This is a genomic window from Streptomyces sp. NBC_01261 (assembly GCF_036226385.1).
In the GTDB taxonomy this organism is placed as follows: domain Bacteria; phylum Actinomycetota; class Actinomycetes; order Streptomycetales; family Streptomycetaceae; genus Streptomyces.
Window position 1 is genome coordinate 10,795,718 of the sequence record NZ_CP108463.1, and the last position, 16,916, is coordinate 10,812,633.

The 16,916-nt window shown below is 70.6% G+C and carries 18 protein-coding genes and 1 riboswitch; of the genes, 11 read left to right on the forward strand and 7 right to left on the reverse strand.

The annotated features are described in order from the left end of the window. Complete coding sequence (locus tag OG226_RS48015; RefSeq protein WP_329352775.1) at positions 1–804, reverse strand: SAM-dependent methyltransferase; 804 nt, start codon at positions 802–804, stop codon at positions 1–3. A gap of 76 nt (positions 805–880) precedes the next feature. Beyond that, positions 881–1,729, reverse strand: a complete 849-nt coding sequence (locus OG226_RS48020; RefSeq protein ID WP_329352776.1) for a universal stress protein — start codon at positions 1,727–1,729, stop codon at positions 881–883. Positions 1,730–1,901: 172 nt separating this feature from the next. Further along, positions 1,902–2,114, forward strand: a riboswitch (cobalamin riboswitch). A gap of 54 nt (positions 2,115–2,168) precedes the next feature. On the opposite strand from OG226_RS48020, the gene OG226_RS48025 reads away from it, so the two are divergent. Genes OG226_RS48025 through OG226_RS48035 form a run of 3 tightly spaced genes read left to right on the forward strand, consistent with a single transcriptional unit; the run spans position 2,169 to position 5,031 of the window. After that, the gene (locus tag OG226_RS48025; protein WP_329352777.1) at positions 2,169–3,230 is read left to right on the forward strand and encodes an ABC transporter substrate-binding protein; all 1,062 of its coding nucleotides are present in this window, start codon (positions 2,169–2,171) and stop codon (positions 3,228–3,230) included. Continuing rightward, complete coding sequence (locus tag OG226_RS48030; RefSeq protein ID WP_329352778.1) at positions 3,227–4,240, forward strand: FecCD family ABC transporter permease; 1,014 nt, start codon at positions 3,227–3,229, stop codon at positions 4,238–4,240. The genes OG226_RS48025 and OG226_RS48030 overlap by 4 nt, the downstream gene beginning before the upstream one ends. Beyond that, positions 4,237–5,031 carry an ABC transporter ATP-binding protein gene (locus OG226_RS48035; RefSeq protein WP_329352779.1) on the forward strand — a complete coding sequence of 265 codons (795 nt, stop codon included), beginning with the start codon at positions 4,237–4,239 and terminating at the stop codon, positions 5,029–5,031. The genes OG226_RS48030 and OG226_RS48035 overlap by 4 nt, the downstream gene beginning before the upstream one ends. A 48-nt stretch (positions 5,032–5,079) precedes the next feature. Here the strand turns inward: OG226_RS48035 and OG226_RS48040 are convergent, their stop codons facing one another. Then, a complete protein-coding gene (locus OG226_RS48040) occupies positions 5,080–5,859 on the reverse strand; it encodes an SDR family NAD(P)-dependent oxidoreductase (protein WP_329352780.1) in 780 nt (259 codons plus the stop codon). A gap of 138 nt (positions 5,860–5,997) precedes the next feature. Here OG226_RS48040 and OG226_RS48045 point away from each other — a divergent pair, with 138 nt between their 5' ends. The 4 genes from OG226_RS48045 (at position 5,998) to gap (ending at position 8,739) form a co-directional block, all read left to right on the forward strand. Then, positions 5,998–6,234 carry a hypothetical protein gene (locus tag OG226_RS48045; protein WP_328685830.1) on the forward strand — a complete coding sequence of 79 codons (237 nt, stop codon included), beginning with the start codon at positions 5,998–6,000 and terminating at the stop codon, positions 6,232–6,234. After that, entirely contained in the window at positions 6,234–6,611 is a 378-nt protein-coding gene (locus OG226_RS48050; protein ID WP_328685831.1) for a toxin Doc, read from the forward strand. Before OG226_RS48045 ends, OG226_RS48050 begins: the two co-directional genes overlap by 1 nt. Positions 6,612–6,672: 61 nt before the next feature. Beyond that, the gene (locus OG226_RS48055; protein ID WP_328685832.1) at positions 6,673–7,629 is read left to right on the forward strand and encodes a GlxA family transcriptional regulator; all 957 of its coding nucleotides are present in this window, start codon (positions 6,673–6,675) and stop codon (positions 7,627–7,629) included. 111 nt (positions 7,630–7,740) lie between these two features. Further along, a complete protein-coding gene (gene gap / locus OG226_RS48060) occupies positions 7,741–8,739 on the forward strand; it encodes a type I glyceraldehyde-3-phosphate dehydrogenase (RefSeq protein WP_328685833.1) in 999 nt (332 codons plus the stop codon). Between the two features lie 185 nt (positions 8,740–8,924). Here gap and OG226_RS48065 read toward each other — a convergent pair whose 3' ends face one another. Then, complete coding sequence (locus OG226_RS48065; protein ID WP_329352781.1) at positions 8,925–9,416, reverse strand: GNAT family N-acetyltransferase; 492 nt, start codon at positions 9,414–9,416, stop codon at positions 8,925–8,927. 326 nt (positions 9,417–9,742) lie between these two features. On the opposite strand from OG226_RS48065, the gene OG226_RS48070 reads away from it, so the two are divergent. The 3 genes from OG226_RS48070 to OG226_RS48080 are packed head-to-tail and all read left to right on the forward strand — an operon-like array spanning position 9,743 to position 11,281. Further along, complete coding sequence (locus OG226_RS48070) at positions 9,743–10,105, forward strand: ArsR/SmtB family transcription factor (RefSeq protein ID WP_329352782.1); 363 nt, start codon at positions 9,743–9,745, stop codon at positions 10,103–10,105. After that, positions 10,089–10,616 (forward strand): SRPBCC family protein, encoded by a 528-nt coding sequence (locus OG226_RS48075; protein ID WP_329353723.1) that lies wholly within the window; start codon positions 10,089–10,091, stop codon positions 10,614–10,616. The genes OG226_RS48070 and OG226_RS48075 overlap by 17 nt, the downstream gene beginning before the upstream one ends. Beyond that, a complete protein-coding gene (locus OG226_RS48080; protein WP_328685836.1) occupies positions 10,616–11,281 on the forward strand; it encodes a dihydrofolate reductase family protein in 666 nt (221 codons plus the stop codon). The genes OG226_RS48075 and OG226_RS48080 overlap by 1 nt, the downstream gene beginning before the upstream one ends. Before the next feature lie 107 nt (positions 11,282–11,388). Here OG226_RS48080 and OG226_RS48085 read toward each other — a convergent pair whose 3' ends face one another. From OG226_RS48085 to OG226_RS48095, 3 genes are read right to left on the reverse strand one after another with little or no spacing between them, the layout of a single operon-like run. Next, the gene (locus OG226_RS48085; protein WP_329352783.1) at positions 11,389–12,045 is read right to left on the reverse strand and encodes a response regulator transcription factor; all 657 of its coding nucleotides are present in this window, start codon (positions 12,043–12,045) and stop codon (positions 11,389–11,391) included. A gap of 45 nt (positions 12,046–12,090) precedes the next feature. Then, positions 12,091–13,836 (reverse strand): sensor histidine kinase, encoded by a 1,746-nt coding sequence (locus tag OG226_RS48090; protein WP_329353724.1) that lies wholly within the window; start codon positions 13,834–13,836, stop codon positions 12,091–12,093. 56 nt (positions 13,837–13,892) lie between these two features. Next, the gene (locus tag OG226_RS48095) at positions 13,893–14,141 is read right to left on the reverse strand and encodes a hypothetical protein (RefSeq protein WP_329352784.1); all 249 of its coding nucleotides are present in this window, start codon (positions 14,139–14,141) and stop codon (positions 13,893–13,895) included. A gap of 108 nt (positions 14,142–14,249) precedes the next feature. On the opposite strand from OG226_RS48095, the gene OG226_RS48100 reads away from it, so the two are divergent. Further along, positions 14,250–16,886, forward strand: coding sequence for an alpha-L-rhamnosidase-related protein (locus tag OG226_RS48100; protein ID WP_329352785.1), 2,637 nt, complete (start codon positions 14,250–14,252; stop codon positions 16,884–16,886). The last annotated feature ends 30 nt before the right edge of the window (positions 16,887–16,916 follow it).

The window sequence follows — 16,916 nt, forward strand, 5'->3', positions numbered from 1 at the left end:
TCACGGTGTGCGGGCGACCCCGACGTACAGGGGGATCTGGTCGGTCTCGCTGGGTTGTGCTCCGGGCTCGGGGTGCCAGCGCGCGGCGAGTTCTATGCCGGGGGCGACAAGCTCAAGTCCCCTGAAGAAGCTGGTGAATTCGGCCCGTGACCGTACCTGGGCGGGTGTGCCGCCCTTGCGGTAGACCTCCACGACGCGCTCCCAGGTCTCCGGATCGAAGTCCCCCGTCGCGTGGGACAGGGTCAAGTAGCTCCCGGACGTCAGGGAGCCGAGCAGTTCACCCACGATGCGATGGGGATCGTCCTCGTCCGCCACCAGGTGCAGGAGGGCCATCAGGGACAGGGCGATCGGCTGCTCGAAGTCCAGCTGTTTCCTGGCCGCCGCGAGGATCTTTCCCGGCTCGCGCACGTCGGCCTGGATGTAGGCGGTGCTGCCCTCCGGTGTGCTGTGCAGAAGCGCCTCGGCGTGCCTGAGGACGATCGGGTCGTTGTCCGCGTAGACCACGCGGGCACGGGGGTTGATCGCCTGGACCACCTGGTGAAGGTTCGGGCGGGTGGGTATTCCGGTGCCGATGTCCAGGAACTGGCTGATTCCCCGCTCGGCCGACAGCCGCGAGGCCCGGTGCATGAAATCGCGGTTCACCCGCGCCATCTGCCTGACGGCGGGGAACAAGGAGATGACCTGCTCGGCGGCTTCCCAGTCGACGGGATGGTTGTCCTTGCCGCCCAGGAAGTAGTCGTACATGCGGGCCGACTGGGGTTTGCCGGTGTCCACGTCGTCCGCGCTGAATCCCGCGTCCGTCACTTCGGTTCTCCTGTTGCCCAACAGCCTGTGTCGCGAGGTGAGTTCAGGTCCGCGAGTGTAACGGGCGGAGCTGTTCTCAGGTGCGGTGCGGGACTACGGCCACCGGGCACGCGGTGTGTTCCAGTACGGCGTGCAGGATGGGCCCGAGTGTCGTGCTCGCGCGGCCGATCACCAGCAGTTCCGCCGAAGCCGGGACCGACGCCTGGACCAGGGCGGCCGCCGGGCTCTGGAGGCGGAGATCCTCGTAGACACCCACGTGCGGATACTTCTCCCGCCAGGGCCGCAGTGCGTCCGAGAGGCGTTGGGCCTCCTGGTCCTCCCAGCGGCCTCGGTCCTTCTCCGGCGGTGCGTACGGCATCCAGTGCTCGGCGGGCGAGGGCAACCGCCAGGCGTGGACGACGTGCAGGCCGGTGTCACGCCGACAGGCGGCGTCGAAGGCGAAGTCGACTACGGCGCCGGGCAGTTCGCCGCCGTCGACGCCCAGCGTCACGCCGTACGGTGACCGCCCGCGGCGGCTGTGGACGGACCCGCTCGGCACCAGCACCACCGGCCGCTCGGAGCGCTCGGCGACCGCGTGGGCCACGGAACCGAGGGCCAGGCCCGCGAAACCGCCCGTACCGCGCAGCCCGAGGACCGTGCGGTCTGCCTCGGCGGTCAGCGGGAGCAGCTCCGGCACGACCTCTCCGGTGAGGGCGACCACCTCGGCCCGGAGTTCGGGGTGGTCCTTCGCGAGTGCCGTGACGAGGGCGTCGGGAGAGGGCTCGCGGAAGTAGGGCCAGGTAGTGAGGAGTTGCTCGTCGGGGAGTGTCGAGACGTGGACGACCCGCAGGGTGAGTCCACGCAACTCGGCTTCCGTAGCTGCCCAGTCGGCGGCTGTGCGACTGTCCGCGGAACCGTCGACACCGACAACGATCAGTTGGGCCATGGTCGTTGGACCTCCGTGCGAGCGGGTCGGGGCCTCTACGATCCGCCGCGCGGAGCGTGCCGCACAGGGGTCGGACGGAACCGGGGGAAAGTCCTGCGGTAGCGGTACAGAGCGGCAGTGGTTCAGGGGCACCTCCGTGCCGCACCCCGCAGCGGGAGCCGACCGCCGATCTTGATACGTTGTGCGGGCCAGTCGTGCCACAACCGAGGCCAGGGAATCCGGTGGGAATCCGGAACTGACGCGCAGCGGTGAGGGGGACGGGCGGGGCAATCGACGCCACTGGGGCGACGCGGGCCGGCCGAAGGAGCCGGTGCGTGACGCGCCGGGAAGGCGCCCCGTCCGGACGAACCCGAGTCCGAAGACCTGCTGGCGCCTTCTCGCCCTCGGCGAGGGGGAGTTCGTAGGCCAGGCTCCGCGTTCGAGCCCCGACAGGCAAGGCATGCCCGTGATCCGTACCGCCCCCGTCCCGCTGCGCCGCCGTACCGCGGTCCTCCTCGTCGCGCCCGCCCTGCTGCTCACCGCGTGCGGCGGATCCGACGGCGACAGTGCCGACGGCGAGACGCAGAAGTCCGCCGCGGGCTTCCCGCTCACGCTCACCGACTGCGGGCACAAGGTCACGTTGAAGTCGGCCCCCGAGCGGGTCGTCTCCCTCAACCAGGGCACCACCGAGATCCTGCTCTCCCTCGGCCTCGCCGACCGCATCGCCGGCACCGCAACCTGGACCGACCCGGTCCTCAAGGGCCTGACGAAGGCCAACGCGACCGTGCCGCGTCTCGCCGACAACGCGCCCTCCTTCGAGAAGGTCCTCGACGCCGAACCCGACTTCGTCACCGCCTCCTTCGTCTCGACGCTCGGCAAGGGCGGAGTCGCGACCCGCGAACAGTTCGAGAAGCTGGGCGTGCAGACGTACGTCTCGCCGTCCGACTGCGCGGGCAAGGACAACGACAGCGGCGGCGACGGTTCGCGCAGCACACCGCTCACGCTCGACAGCGTCTACGGCGAGATACGCGACCTGTCCCGCGCGATGGGCGTGCAGGAGCGTGGCGACAGGCTCGTGGCCCAGCTGAAGGCGCGGGTGACCAAGGCCACCACCGGCCTCGACGCCTCCGACACCTCCCTCATGTACTGGTTCGCCAACGCCCAGTCGCCCTACCTGGCGGGCTGCTGCGGCGCCCCCGGCGCCATCACCCGCACCGTCGGTGCGAAGAACGCCTTCTCCGATACCCATGACGAGTGGCCCCAGATCAACTGGGAGACCGTCGCCGACCGCGATCCCGACGTCATCGTCCTCGGCGACCTGACCCGGAAGTCGCAGACCGCCGAGACCGCCAAGGCGAAGATCCACTTCCTGGAGAGCAACGCGGCCACCCGCAACCTCACCGCCGTCAAGAAGAAGCGGTACATCCTGCTCAGCGGCCAGGCGATGAACCCCTCCATCCGCACCGTCGAAGGGATCGAGCAGGTCGCCGCCGGCCTGCGCGACTTCGGACTCGCCAAGTGACCGTCCGCACCCTGCTGTTGACGGGTGGCGGGCTGGTCGCGCTGCTGGTCTCCGTGGCCTTCGCGGTGACCATCGGACCCGCCGACATCTCCACGGCCGACGTCTGGGCGTCCGTCGCATCCCACCTCGGTGGCGGCGAGAGCGCGCTCGCCCCGCTGCGGGACGGCATCGTCTGGGACCTGCGTATGCCCCGCACGCTGCTCGCCGCCGTCTGCGGCGCCGGGCTCGCGCTGTGCGGCGCGGTCATGCAGTCCCTGCTGCGCAATCCGCTGGCAGACCCGTTCGTGCTCGGCGTCTCGTCCGGGGCGTCCACGGGGGCGGTCGCTGTGGTCGTGCTCGGGGTGGGCGGCGGGGCCGTGTCGCTGTCGGCGGGGGCCTTCGTCGGCGCGCTGCTCTCCTTCGGGCTGGTGATGCTGCTGAGCCACAGCCTCGGCGCGAGCATGGACCGGGTGGTGCTGTCCGGCGTGGCCGCCATGCAACTCTTCTCCGCGCTCACGTCGTTCACGGTGCTGACGTCGGCGGACGCCGAGACGACCAGGGGCGTGCTGTTCTGGCTGCTCGGCTCGCTCTCCGGCGCGGACTGGGGCCAAGTGCTGCTGTGCGCGGGCGCGTTGGCGCTCGTGCTGGTCGTCTGCCTGGGCCATGCCACCACGTTGGACGCGTTCGCCTTCGGTGAGGAGGCAGCCGCGGGCCTCGGCGTGAACGTCGCCCGCGCCCGGCTGATCCTGCTGTGCGCCACGGCGTTGCTCACCGCCGTCCTGGTCAGCTGCGCGGGGGCGATCGGCTTCGTCGGCCTGGTCCTGCCGCATGTCACCCGCGCGCTGACCGGTTCCGGGCATGTACGACTGCTGCCGATCACCGCGCTGACCGGAGCCGTCTTCCTGGTGTGGGTGGACACCCTCGCCCGTACCGTCGTCGATCCTCAGGAGGTGCCGGTGGGCGTGGTGACGTCACTGATCGGCGTACCGGCGTTCGTGATTGTCCTGCACCGGGGCCGGAGGAAGACATGAGCAGCCCCGCGCCGGACACCGGCCTGCACGCGGACCGGGTGGCCCGCCGCGCCGACGGTCAACTCATCGTCGACGGCGTCACGCTCGCCCTGCACCCAGGCGAGACCGTCGGCCTCCTCGGCCCCAACGGGTCAGGAAAATCAACCCTGTTGCGTCTACTGGCCGGAGTCCTCCCGACCTCCACCGGAGTCGTCACGCTGGACGGGCACCCGCTGCCCGAGATCGGGCGCCGCGCAACCGCCCGCCGTATCGCGACCGTCGAGCAGCACACCCACACCCAGACCGAGTTGACCGTCCGCGAGGTCGTCGCCCTCGGCCGCATCCCGCACCGCCGCGCCTGGTCACCGGCGTCGGCCGCAGACGCCCACGCCGTCACCGAGGCCCTCGAACGCACCGGCCTCACCGACCGGGCCGCCCAGTCGTGGCACACCCTCTCCGGCGGCGAACGCCAACGCGCCCAGATCGCCCGCGCGTTGGCCCAGGAACCCCGCGAACTCCTGTTGGACGAACCGACCAACCACCTCGACATCCAGCACCAGTTGGACCTGCTGGACCTGATCGCCGATCTCCCGGTCACCACCGTGATCGCCCTCCACGACCTCAACCTCGCCGCGATGTACTGCGACCGCCTGCTCGTCCTCAACACCGGCCGCACGGTGGCCGAGGGCACCCCGACCGAGGTCCTCACCCCGGCCCTCATCAAGGACGTCTACGGGGTCAAGGCCGAGGTGGGCCATGACCCGGGGCATCCGGTGATCCGTTTCCTGCGGCGGGGGAGCGGGGCGTCGTAGCGGCGGGCGACCTCTTCTGCAACTGGCCGAGGTGCAGACGGTGTCGGGCTAGTGGACGGAGAATCCGCCGTCCACGAAGACCGACTGTCCGGTGACGTAAGCGGAGGCGCGGCTCGCCAGGAACACCGTCGCGCCCGCGAAGTCCTCGGCCAGGCCGTTGCGGCCGATCAGGGTGCGGGCGGCCAGGGCCGTCACCATCTCCGGGTTGGAGGACAGGCGTTCGTTGAGCGGGGTCATCACGAAACCCGGGACCAGGGTGTTGCAGGTGACGCCGTGCGGGGACCAGGCCTCGGCCTGGGAGCGGGCCAGGGACTCCAGGGCGCCCTTGGAGACGCCGTAGGCGCCGCTCTGGGCGAACGCGCGGTGGGCCTGCTGGGAGGTGATGTGGATGATGCGGCCGAAGCCCCGTTCGGCCATGCCCGGGCCGAAGCGTTGGCCCAGGAGATGGGGGGCCTCCAGGTTCAGGGCCATCGTGATGTCCCATACGGCCTCGCTCAACTCACCCATCGGCGGGCGCAAGTTGATGCCGGCGCTGTTCACGAGGATGTCCGGTTCGCCGAACACCTCGGCCGCCGCTTCCGCCGCCGCCCGGACGCCGTCCCGGGTGCTCAGGTCGGCGCTCACCCACGCCGCCCGGCAGCCGGCCGCCGTCAACTCGTCGACCGTGACGGTCAGTTCCCGCTCCTTGCGCGCCACCACGACCACGCTCGCCCCCGCCCGGGCGAGTGCCCCGGCGGCGGCCCGGCCGATGCCGGAGCTGCCGCCGGTCACGACGGCGACTCGGCCGTCGAGTGAGAACAGTTCGGAGAGGTAGTCGTTGGAGAGCATTACCGCAGCTTAGGCGCCGGGTCCGGGCGGGTGGGACGGGGCCCTGTCGGACGTGGGTGGACAGCCCCGTACCCCTGCCGTGTCGGCTCCGATCGCACGCCTCTCGCACCGGCGGCACCAACTAGGTACCATCGCGGCATGCCATCACTGAATGTGTCCTTCACCGAAGAGGAACTTGAGGGAGTGCGTGCGGCCGCCGCGGCCGAGGGGAAGAGCCTCAAGCAGTATCTGCACGACCTCGGTGTCCGCGAGATGCAGCGCGGCCGGTTCGTCGCGGGCGCGTCCGTGTGGGCCGAGCGGCTGCGCGGGGAGTTCGACGACGCCTTCCCCGACGAGGTGCCGCCTTCCGAGCGTGACGGGGCCGCGGCCGCCTGATGCACCTGTACATCGACGTCTCCTGGCTGCTCGACGTCCAGGAGGCCGCCCTCGGCCGCGAGGACATGTCGGTCTCCGACTACTCCGCGCTCGTGGCCGCCGTATCGCGGCACAGGACCAAGCTGCCGACGCTCGCCGCGGCCGACCCGGACGCCGCCTGGCGGGCTGCCGCGCTCATGCACACCATCGTGCGCCTGGAACCGCTGCCGCACCGCAACAGCCTCTACGCCGCGTTCGTCGCCGCCCAGTACATGGGCCAGTCCGGCGAAGGCATCGACCCGCCCTACGGCGCCCTCTCCGACCTCGTCCGCAAGATCCGGGACACCCGGGTCGGGGTCCTCGCCGTCGCCGATCAGCTGCGGTCCTGGAAGGTCTGACCTGCGGCGACCTGGTGCGGCTCGGTGAACGTGGGGCCGTAGCCCTGCGTAGGCTGTCCCCGTGTCCTCCGCCCGTCTGCGTCGCGTCGCCGTCCTCGTCCTCGAAGGCGCCAAGCCGCTCGACGTCGGAATCCCCGCGCAGGTGTTCACGACGCGGGCGAGCATGCCGTACGAGGTGCGGTTGTGCGGTGCGGCGCCCGGACTGGTGACCGGGGGCGACGGGCTGTCGTACCACGTGGCTGACGGTCTCGACGCGCTGACCTGGGCCGACATCGTGTTCCTGCCCGGGTACCGGTTCCCGGACCGGGAGGATCCGCCGCAGGGTGTCCTGGACGCGCTGATCGCCGCGCACGACCGGGGCGCGCGGCTCGCCGCGATCTCGACCGGGGCCTTCGCGCTCGCCGCCACGGGGCTGCTCGACGGCAAGCGCGCCACGACGCACTGGCACTACACGCGGGCGCTGGCGACGAAGTACCCGCTCGTCCAGGTCGACGAGAACGTCCTGTTCGTCGACGAGGGCAGCGTGCTGACCTCGGCGGGCGCCGCCTCGGGGATCGACCTGTGCCTGCACATCCTGCGCGGCGACCTCGGGGTGGCCGCCTCCAACCACGCGGCCCGGCGCCTGGTCGCGGCTCCCTACCGCAGCGGCGGCCAGGCGCAGTACGTGCCGCGCAGTGTGCCCGAGCCGCTCGGTGAACGGTTCGCCGCGACCCGTGAGTGGGCGCTGCACCGGCTCGGCGAGCCCCTCACCCTGGAGAGGCTCGCCCGGCAGGCCGCGGTGTCGCCGCGCACGTTCTCGCGGCGCTTCGTCGACGAGACCGGCTACACGCCGATGCAGTGGGTCATGCGCGCTCGCATCGACATGGCCCGCGAACTGCTCGAACGGTCCGAGCGCAGCGTCGAGCAGATCGCCGCCGACGTCGGTCTCGGCACCGGTGCGAATCTCCGGCTGCACTTCCACCGTCTCCTCGGTACGACGCCGAGCGAGTACCGGCGGACCTTCGCGCAGGGGGAGTAGCCCGGCCCTGCCCCGGGGTGTGGCGGGATCCTTTTGAACCATGGCGATCGCGCCACTGTCCGCGTCGGCTGCCGCGCGCGAGCCTGGTGGGGAACCGAAGGGACTCAACTCATGACTCGCATTGCCATCAATGGATTCGGCCGCATCGGACGCAATGTGCTGCGCGCCCTGCTCGAACGCGACAGCGAGCTGGAGGTCGTGGCCGTCAACGACCTTACGGAGCCCGCCACTTTGGCGCGGCTGCTCGCCTTCGACACGACGTCCGGCCGGCTCGGCCGTCCCGTGACCGTCGACGGGGACACCCTTGTCGTCGACGGCCGGCGCATCAAGGTACTCGCCGAGCGCGAACCGGCCGACCTGCCCTGGGCCGAGCTCGAAGTGGACCTCGTGCTGGAGGCCACGGGCCGGTTCACCTCCGCCAAGGCCGCCCGCGCCCACCTCGACGCGGGCGCGCGCAAGGTACTCGTCAGCGCGCCCTCGGACGGCGCCGACGTCACCCTCGCGTTCGGGGTCAACAACGACGCCTACGACCCGGCCACGCACACGATCGTCTCGAACGCCTCCTGCACGACCAACGCGCTGGCACCCCTCGCCGCGGTGCTCGACGAACTCGCCGGTATCGAGCACGGCTTCATGACCACGGTGCACGCCTACACGCAGGAGCAGAACCTGCAGGACGGCCCGCACCGCGATGCCCGCCGAGCCAGGGCCGCCGCGGTCAACATCGTGCCGACCACGACGGGCGCCGCGAAGGCGATCGGGCATGTACTGCCCAACCTGGAGGGCAAGTTGTCGGGTGACTCCATCCGCGTTCCCGTGCCGGTGGGCTCGATCGTCGAACTCAACACCACCGTCTCCCGTGACGTGACCCGCGAGGACGTGCTCGCCGCGTACCGCACCGCGGCCGAGGGGCCCCTTGCCGGCGTCCTTGAGTACTCCGACGACGCGCTCGTCTCCTCCGACATCACCGGCAACCCGGCGTCGTCGATCTTCGACTCCGCCCTCACCCGCGTCGACGGCCGCCATGTGAAGGTCGTCGCCTGGTACGACAACGAGTGGGGCTTCTCGAACCGTGTGATCGACACGCTCGAACTCCTCGCCGCGGGCTGACCGGCCGCGCAGCCGCGTTGATCGTCAGGGCCGGGGGGGGCAGGGGCCAGCGGTGTCGTAGTGTCGCGCGACGCCCTCTCCGTCAAGTCCCCAAACGCACGCTGTGTCCCGCCGAGCCCGTCAACTCGGGCTCGGCGTAGGTGACGTGCCCCGTTGGGGTGAGTACCTCCGAATTGGTGCTGGGCCTAGACGTCGCGCCGGTACCAAGTGCCTTGCTTGCCGCCGATGTCGGACGGGTGGGCGGGGCCGACCGGGGTGAACCCGGCCTTGGCCAGGACCCTTTGGGATGCGATGTTCTCGTGGGAGGTGGCCGCTCTGATCGTGCGCAGGGTGTGTTGTGAGGCCGCCAGTCGGCACAGTTCCTTGACGGTTGCCGTCGCCATGCCCCGACCGGTGACGTGTTGCGCCATCCGGTAGCCGAGTGTCGCCGAGTGCTCGTCGGTGATGTCGACCAGGTTGAATCTGCCGAGGACCGAGCCGTCCTCGCCCACGAGCACGTAGAAGGCGCAGACGCCGGCCTCTTGTTCGGCCAGCAGGGCGTCGAAGCCGGCGGTGAACTCGTCGAAGTAGGCGTCGCCGCGGTCGGAGATCGAGGTGGCGAAGTAGGCGCGATTGGCCAACTCGAAGGTCAGGACCGCCGGGGCGTGGGCTGCGCGGAGTGGCTGTAGTTCGGGCATGTTCCGTGCCTGTTCGGGGAGTTGGTCACTTTCTGACGAGGAAGCAGGTGCCGTCCGGGTCCGTGTCTCCGGCAGAGCAGGGACAGCTCGCGTACACGCGCTCGGTGGGCATGTGGGCCATTGAAGCCCGCCGGTCCCTTGAGCCACATCGGCCTGAGGTCGTAGGGGATGCCCGGAAGACTCGGGATGGTTATTCAGGATGTCCCCTGGTGCGCCAACAGCCCACCGGGTTGGGTCAGTTCGTGAGGTCCCTGGTCCCTCGTCGCGGGATGCACGGCCATGCGGTGAGACGTTGACGCATGCCGATACAGGCATATGATGAGGCCATGGCACGAGCGGCGACGACCTCGGATGCGTTCAACGCGATAGCCGAACCGCAGCGGCGGGAGATCCTGCTGCTCCTGCGGGGCGGCGAGCGGCCGGTGACCGACCTGGCGCGGGACCTGGGGATGACCCAGCCGCAGGCGTCCAAGCACCTGCGGGTGCTCCGGGAGGTCGGGCTGGTGCGGGTTCGCGGGGCGGGCAAGCAGCGGCTGTACGACCTCGATGCCCGCGGGCTGCGGCCGGTCCATGAGTGGGTGGGCGGCTTCGAGCGGTTCTGGAGCGGGAGCTTCGACCGGCTGGACGAGTACGTGCGGGAGCTGAAGCGGACAAGGCAGGAGGGCCCAGATGATGGCGACGAGCAGTAGCGGCGGCGAAGCCGCGGACGCGACCGTGACCGCGGACCGCGAGGTCGTGATCTCCCGGGTGATCGGCGCCTCGCGGGAGCTGGTGTTCGAGGCGTTCACGCGCGTCCGGCACCTGTCGCGGTGGTGGGGACCGGAGGGCCTCACCACTACGACGCGGTCCTTCGAGTTCCGCGTGGGCGGGACCTGGGACTTCGTGATGCACGGGCCGGACGGGACCGACTACCAGGAGTGGATCACCTGGCGCGAGATCGTCCCGCCCGCGCGGATCTCGCTGCTGCACGGTGAGTCCCGCGACGACCCGAACGCCTTCGAGTCCGTCCTGGCCTTCGAGCCGGCCGGTGACGAGACCCGGATCGTGATGCGCACGGTGTTCCCCACCAAGGAACTCCGCGACGAGGCGGTGGAGAAGTACCACGCGATCGAGGGCGGCGAGCAGACGCTGGGCAACCTGGCGGCCTACGTCGCCGAACTAACCCGGAACGAGAGCGACTTGAAGGGAACGGAGAGCTGATGGCCGGGAAGGTGTTCTTCAGTGTGACGATGTCCCTGGACGGCTTCATGGCGCCCGAGGACGTGCCCGTCGACCACGTGTTCTCGCCCGAGGGGCAGAGCGACCCGAGGGTCCACCGCTGGATGGCGAAGTGGTCGGAGCTGCAGGCCTGGGTGTTCCCGCTGCGGTTCTTCCGGGAGAACCTGAAGCTGGGCGAGGGCGGCGAGGAGGGCCGCGACAACGACATCGCGCGGGAGACGTTCGAGCGCACCGGCGCGAGCGTCATGGGCAGGCGCATGTTCGACGGCGGCGAGCTGTCATGGCCGGAGGACGCGCCGTTCCACACCCCGGTGTTCGTCCTCACCCACACCGGGCGCGACCCGTGGGAGCGGCCGGGCGGCACCACCTTCCACTTCGTCGACGACGGCATCGAGAGCGCCCTCGACCGGGCCCGCGAGGCGGCCGGTGAGCGCGACGTGCGCATCGCCGGCGGCGCCGACACGATCCAGCAGTACCTGGACAGCGGCCTGGTCGACGAGTTCTCGATCGCGCTCGCGCCCGTGCTGTTCGGCACCGGCATCCGCCTCTTCGACCACGTGGACCCCGACCGCCTCACGCTGAACCAGACCCGCACGGACACGTCGTCCCGGGTGACCCACCTGACGTACACCGTCGGCAAGCGGTAGCACCTCACCCGTGGTCGACGGGAGGATCACCGAGCACTGGGGCGTGGCCAACCTCTTCTCCTCATGGAGCAGTTGGGAGCCAGGTCCGGCGGCTGACGACCCGTGGATCAGCTCGGTCCCAGCCCCGCGTCCCGCGCCAACAGGGCCACCTGGACCCGGTTCTCGCACCGCAGCTTCGTCAGGATCCGGCTGACGTACGTCTTCACCGTCGCCTCGCTCACATGGATCCGCTCGCCCGCGTCGGCGTTCGACAGCCCCTCGCCGAGCAGCGCGAGCACGTCGAGTTCCCGGGTGCTGAGCGACTCCAGGCGCCGGCGCGCCTCCTCGCCGCGCGCCGCCGCCCGGCCCGAGGCGAGCTGGTCGACCACGTGACGCGTGGCGGCCGGTGACAGATACGCGTCCCCGGCCGCTGCCGCCCGTACCGCCTGGATCAGTTCGGCCGGCGCCGAGTCCTTCAGCAGGAACCCGGCGCCGCCGTGACTCAGCGCCCGCAGCACGTTCTCCCGCTCGCCGAACGTCGTCAGGATCAGTGGACGTACGGCCGGTGCCACCCGCCGCAGTTCGGCCAGTGCGGACAGCCCGTCCAGCACGGGCATCTGGATGTCGAGCAGGGCCACGTCGACGGCGTGCGCGCGGACCAGGTCGACCGCCTCACGGCCGTTGGCCGCCTCCGCCACGACATCGATGTCGGCGGCGGAGGTGAGGATCATCCTGATGCCCGCCCGGATGAGGGGTTCGTCATCCGCGACGAGGACTCTGATCACAACTCTCCTGCGGGACGTGCGACGGGGACGACGGGCGGCCCAAGACTACGACTTGGTGGCGAAGGCCCGCTTCTCGATCAGTTTGCCGTCCTTGAAGCAGAAGCGGAAGGCGGGCATCTTCCCTCCTCCGGTCGGCCAGTTCCTCGTGGAGAGATACGACGAGCAGGCCGCCCCCCGCGGCTTGGCGGGCGCCTCGTCGCCCAGGGCCGGGCCCAGGAACGACTTTCCGTGCGGCAGCCTGTCCCGTACGGCAGTCTCGGAGTCCCCGACCTTCACCGACTCGTAGACCTTCGGATCGAGCATGAGCTTGTCGCCCTCCTTCCCCACCAGGTTGACGATCAGCACGACGGCAAGCACCCCGAGAATCACGAAGGCCAGCACGGCGCCGCCGCATCCGATCACGACGCCCTTCTTCTTGCGTCCCATGGCGATGTCGAACTCCTTCTGCCTGTCCGGCGCACCGGACCAGTCGATGTCCGCACCACCGTCGCCCGGCACCGCCCCCTCGCTCTGCCCCCGGAAGTCGTTCGCCGCGTCGACGAAGGTCGCTCCGTCCGGTCCCGGGTCCGCCGGCCACCGGTCGCTCTCCGTCGCGCGCGGCGACCGGGGACCGTAGGGCAGCACGCCCGCGATGCGGAACCCGCCGTCCGCCGCGGGCCCCGCGTGCACCATGCCGCCGACCAGCCGGGCCCGTTCCTGTAGCCCCGTCAGTCCCTGTCCGCCGCTCACCACGGTCCGTCGTACGGCCGAAGCCAGCGCGGGTGCGGGCCCGTTGGCGACCTCGACGACCAAGGAGTCGGGCTCGTAACGCAGTTCGACGGCGATCGCGGCACCCTGCGCGTGCTTGAGGGCGTTGGTCAGCGCCTCCTGCACGATCCGGAACGCCGCGTGGTCGGCGGCGGGAGCCAGCGGACGTGCCTGGCCCGTACGCCGCAGCGCTACGGCCGTCCCCGCGCCCCGTGACGCGTCCACCAGGCCGTCGATCCCCGCCGCGCCCCGGGACTGGGGCTCCAACTCGGTGTCCTGGTCCCGCAGTTGATCGGGGGTGCCGTCACGCAGGATGCCGACCGCCTCCCGCAGTTCGTGCATCGCGGTCACGGACGCTTCCCGCAGTACGCCGACCACCTCGCGCTGCCTGCCCGTCAGCTCGCGGTCGACCTCCAACGCGCCCGTGTGGACGGCGATCAGGGCCAGTTGGTGGCCGAGACTGTCGTGCATGTCCTGCGCTATGCGCTGCCGTTCGCGCAGGCGCGAGTGGGACGCGATCATCTCGCGTTCGCGCAGGAGCTGGGCGTTGTGCTCGTGCAACGCGCGCATCAGCGTGCGGCGTTGGGCACGGTTGCGACTGGCCAGGCCGGGCACGACCCCCGTCGCCAGGAACGCGAGCGTGGTGAACACCAGCGTCTGTACGGCGGACAGCGGCTGCGACGGACTGGGGACGGACAGTCCGACGTAGAGGACGTAGGTGGCCGTGAAGAACGCGAGTGCCCGGCGTGGTGCGTCGATCCGCGCGCCCGCCGACCAGCTCACCACGATCAGCACGAACCCGAAACCACCGAGCGCACCGGCGACCGCGCCGGTGACGAGCAGGGTGCCGACGGGGAACGCCCGCCGCAGCAGGGAGATCACCGCGGCGACGACCCCGACGGCGACCATCCGCAGGGCGCCGTCGCCCGTCTGGGTCACGGCCATGCACAGGGCCAGAACGACGGCCAGCACCGTCTCGCCGACGATCTGCCGCCGGGACCACATGCCTGCCGCGCCCAGTCGGCTCCGGACATCGAGGGCCATCGTCTTCGCATTCACGCGCCAACGGTAGACACCACCGCCCGCGCGCACAGCATCCGTTAGTCGCATCCACGAACGACCAAAGTCGTACGGTCCACGTCCCACGCGGGCCCGCCCGCCACCATGGCGCGTACGCCGTCGCCGTAGCGCGGGTTCTTCGCCGGGTCCATCTGCACCGGTTGCAGCGGGTGTGCCGAGTCGCAGGCTTCGTGGGTGCCGCCCCCGCCACCACCGCGGGCGGCGAGCCGATCAGCGTTCAGTCCGGTCGTCATCCCGTTGTACGGCGCCGCGTTCCGCACGGTGCGCATCGGCAATCACTTCTGTCCCAACGCTGTACGCGTATCCCGTGTTCGAGATAGCGTCACCACGCAGCTGCCGAGTGAAACGATTCAATCCATTGCGCTCAAGGGGACAGCATGGCGTCGAACAGCACACCGGACAGAGGCATTTCCCGTCGCGTAGCTCTGGCGGCGGCCGGCACCGTCGGACTCACCGCGGCGTCCCTCTCCACCGGACTCCCCACGGCCGCAGCACTGCCCGCCGAGGAGGCCTCCGCTTCCCCCACCGCCAACCCGCCCCGCCGCTCCGGCGGTTGGCACCGCTACGTCCAGGGCCCGTCCTCGCGCACGGTCCGCCCGGTACGGATCACCACCTCGACCGGAGACGTGAAGAACCCCGACGCGCTGCTCAAGCCCGGCGGAGCCAGGTCCGTCCTGCGCCGCCCGCAGCCCGCGGCGGCGCCGACCTGGCCCGCCGGTACCACGGCCGAGGCCTCCTCGGCCCACGCGGGCAACAACGGCAACGACGGTCAGCCGCGCACCTACGACGCCTCCAACGCGATCGACGGAAACCCGGACACCTTCTGGAACGACGACACCCTCGGCGTCTTCCCCGACGTCCTCACCATCACCGCGCCGCAGGTCACGACCTTGCAGGGCATCACGGTGATCTCCAACAGCGACGGCGCGCCGACCGACTGCACCGTCGACGTGTGGACCGGCGGCGACTGGCACACCGCCGCCACGGTCACCGGCAACGACGCGGTGCAGAAGGCCGTCCCGTTCACGGAGAAGGTCAGCACCGACCGCGTCCGCATCACGGTGACCCACGCCCAGGACACCTCGCACGGCAACTTCACCCGGATCAACGAGGTCTGGCCCGCACCGGTCGAACCGATCCCGATACCGACCGTCACCGTGGACTTCGGCAAGGTCGTCGTCGGATACCCGCAGATCAGGTTCACCTCCGCCTCCGCCAACTCCCCGGGCGTACGCGTCGCGTTCTCCGAGACCCGCCAATTCCTCACCGACCGCTCGGACTTCACCCGCGCTGACCAGGCGGGCGGCGCCGGAGGCGGCACGGACCAGTTCGCCGTCCCCGCGAAGGGCGCCAACTGGACGGACCACAAAGGCTTCCAGGCCGGAGACAAGGTCTTCGCGGACGGACTGCACGGATTCCGCTACCTCAAGATCAGCCTCGACGCACTCGCCTCGGACAGCCCCGCCGCGCAGCCCTGGGGAACCGTCGAAATCGACTCCGTGGCACTGCAGTTCACCGCGTACGTGGGCACGCCGAGCACCTACCGCGGCTGGTTCCTGTGCTCCGACGACGAGTTGAATCGTTACTGGTACGGCGCCGCGTACACCAACGAACTCGTCACCGACACCTTCCGCCAGGACGACGTCGACCCCCGCAACGCGTGGAGCGCCACGCTGGAAGGGAAGTTGGTCCTCCAGGACGGCGCCAAGCGCGACCGCGACCCGTACGTCGGCGACCTCGCCGTCTCCGCGCGCACCCTCTACCTCACCCACGACGACGCGGCCGACGCGGCCCGCAACGTCCTGGCCGACCTCGCCGACCACCAGCGCGCCGACGGCTGGATCCCGCCCGCGTCCATCGGCAACTACACCCTGCCGCTCTTCGACTATCCGCTGTACTGGGTCACGTGCAGCTGGGACTACGTCCTCTACACCGGCGACCGCCAGTACGCGACGCGCTACTACCCCACCCTGCTGAAGGTCCTGGACACCTGGTACCCGAGCGTCACGGACGGCGCCGGACTGCTGAGCAAGGGCCTCAACGGCACCGACGGATACGGCGACTACGCCTTCCTCGGCCGCACCGGCCGCGTCACCTACTACAACGCGCTCTACGTCCAAGCCCTCCAGAACGCCGCCCAGTTGGCCCGCCTGCTGGGCCAGAAGGCCGACGCCGCACGCTGGAGCACACGGGCCGACAACGTTGCCCAGGCCGTCAACTCCCTGCTGTGGGACGCCGATGCGGGCGCCTACCTGGACTCGGGGACGGGCGCGGTACGGCACGCCCAGGACGGCAACTCCCTCGCCGTCGTCACCGGCATCGCCGACGCGGCCCGCGCCACCTCGGCCCTCGCGCATCTGGACGCGACGACGCAACGGCCGTACGGCAACGCCTTCATGGACAACGACACGATCTTCGACCAGGCCTCGCAGCGGGTCTACGCCTTCACCTCGTACCCGGAGATCGAGGCCCGCTTCCTCAGCAGTCAGGCCGGGTCCGCGCTCGACCAGATCCGGCGCATGTACGGCTGGATGGACAAGAACGACCCCGGCATCACCCACTGGGAGGGCATCGGCCCCAACGGTTCGCTGTACGAGGACGCCTACACCAGCATGGCCCACGGCTGGTCCACCGGTGTCCTGCCGGCGCTGACCAACAACCTGCTCGGTGCCCGGCCGACCGCACCCGGGTACGCCACCTGGGAGGTACGTCCGCAGCCCGGCGACGTCGACTGGGCGACGGGTCAACTCCCCACCCCGCACGGCCCGTTGGGCGTCGAGTGGGAGAACAGTGCCCGCGTCTTCCGGCTCACCGTCCGCGTGCCCCGGCACACCCAGGGCTCGGTCGTCCTCCCGGGTGACGCGCGCGACCTGCGCGTGAGTGTCGGTCGGCGGACGCTGTGGGACGGACGGCGGGCGTCGAGCCGTGACGTGAGCGTGGCCGACGGCACGGTCACGGTCGCGGGCCTCGGCGCGGGCGACCACAGTTTCGTGAGCGAGCTGCGCGGCAACTGACCCTATTCGGGAGCCTCGTCGGCGCACGGC

Bases quoted from the DNA above. Each gene is read 5' to 3' on its own strand.
- OG226_RS48020 (WP_329352776.1), bottom strand. From the start codon at position 1,729: ATGGCCCAACTGATCGTTGTCGGTGTCGACGGTTCCGCGGACAGTCGC.
- OG226_RS48025 (WP_329352777.1), top strand. From the start codon at position 2,169: ATGCCCGTGATCCGTACCGCCCCCGTCCCGCTGCGCCGCCGTACCGCG.
- OG226_RS48035 (WP_329352779.1), top strand. From the start codon at position 4,237: ATGAGCAGCCCCGCGCCGGACACCGGCCTGCACGCGGACCGGGTGGCC.
- OG226_RS48040 (WP_329352780.1), bottom strand. From the start codon at position 5,859: ATGCTCTCCAACGACTACCTCTCCGAACTGTTCTCACTCGACGGCCGA.
- OG226_RS48045 (WP_328685830.1), top strand. From the start codon at position 5,998: ATGCCATCACTGAATGTGTCCTTCACCGAAGAGGAACTTGAGGGAGTG.
- OG226_RS48050 (WP_328685831.1), top strand. From the start codon at position 6,234: ATGCACCTGTACATCGACGTCTCCTGGCTGCTCGACGTCCAGGAGGCC.
- gap (WP_328685833.1), top strand. From the start codon at position 7,741: ATGACTCGCATTGCCATCAATGGATTCGGCCGCATCGGACGCAATGTG.
- OG226_RS48065 (WP_329352781.1), bottom strand. From the start codon at position 9,416: ATGCCCGAACTACAGCCACTCCGCGCAGCCCACGCCCCGGCGGTCCTG.
- OG226_RS48070 (WP_329352782.1), top strand. From the start codon at position 9,743: ATGGCACGAGCGGCGACGACCTCGGATGCGTTCAACGCGATAGCCGAA.
- OG226_RS48075 (WP_329353723.1), top strand. From the start codon at position 10,089: ATGGCGACGAGCAGTAGCGGCGGCGAAGCCGCGGACGCGACCGTGACC.
- OG226_RS48080 (WP_328685836.1), top strand. From the start codon at position 10,616: ATGGCCGGGAAGGTGTTCTTCAGTGTGACGATGTCCCTGGACGGCTTC.
- OG226_RS48090 (WP_329353724.1), bottom strand. From the start codon at position 13,836: ATGGCCCTCGATGTCCGGAGCCGACTGGGCGCGGCAGGCATGTGGTCC.
- OG226_RS48095 (WP_329352784.1), bottom strand. From the start codon at position 14,141: ATGCGCACCGTGCGGAACGCGGCGCCGTACAACGGGATGACGACCGGA.
- OG226_RS48100 (WP_329352785.1), top strand. From the start codon at position 14,250: ATGGCGTCGAACAGCACACCGGACAGAGGCATTTCCCGTCGCGTAGCT.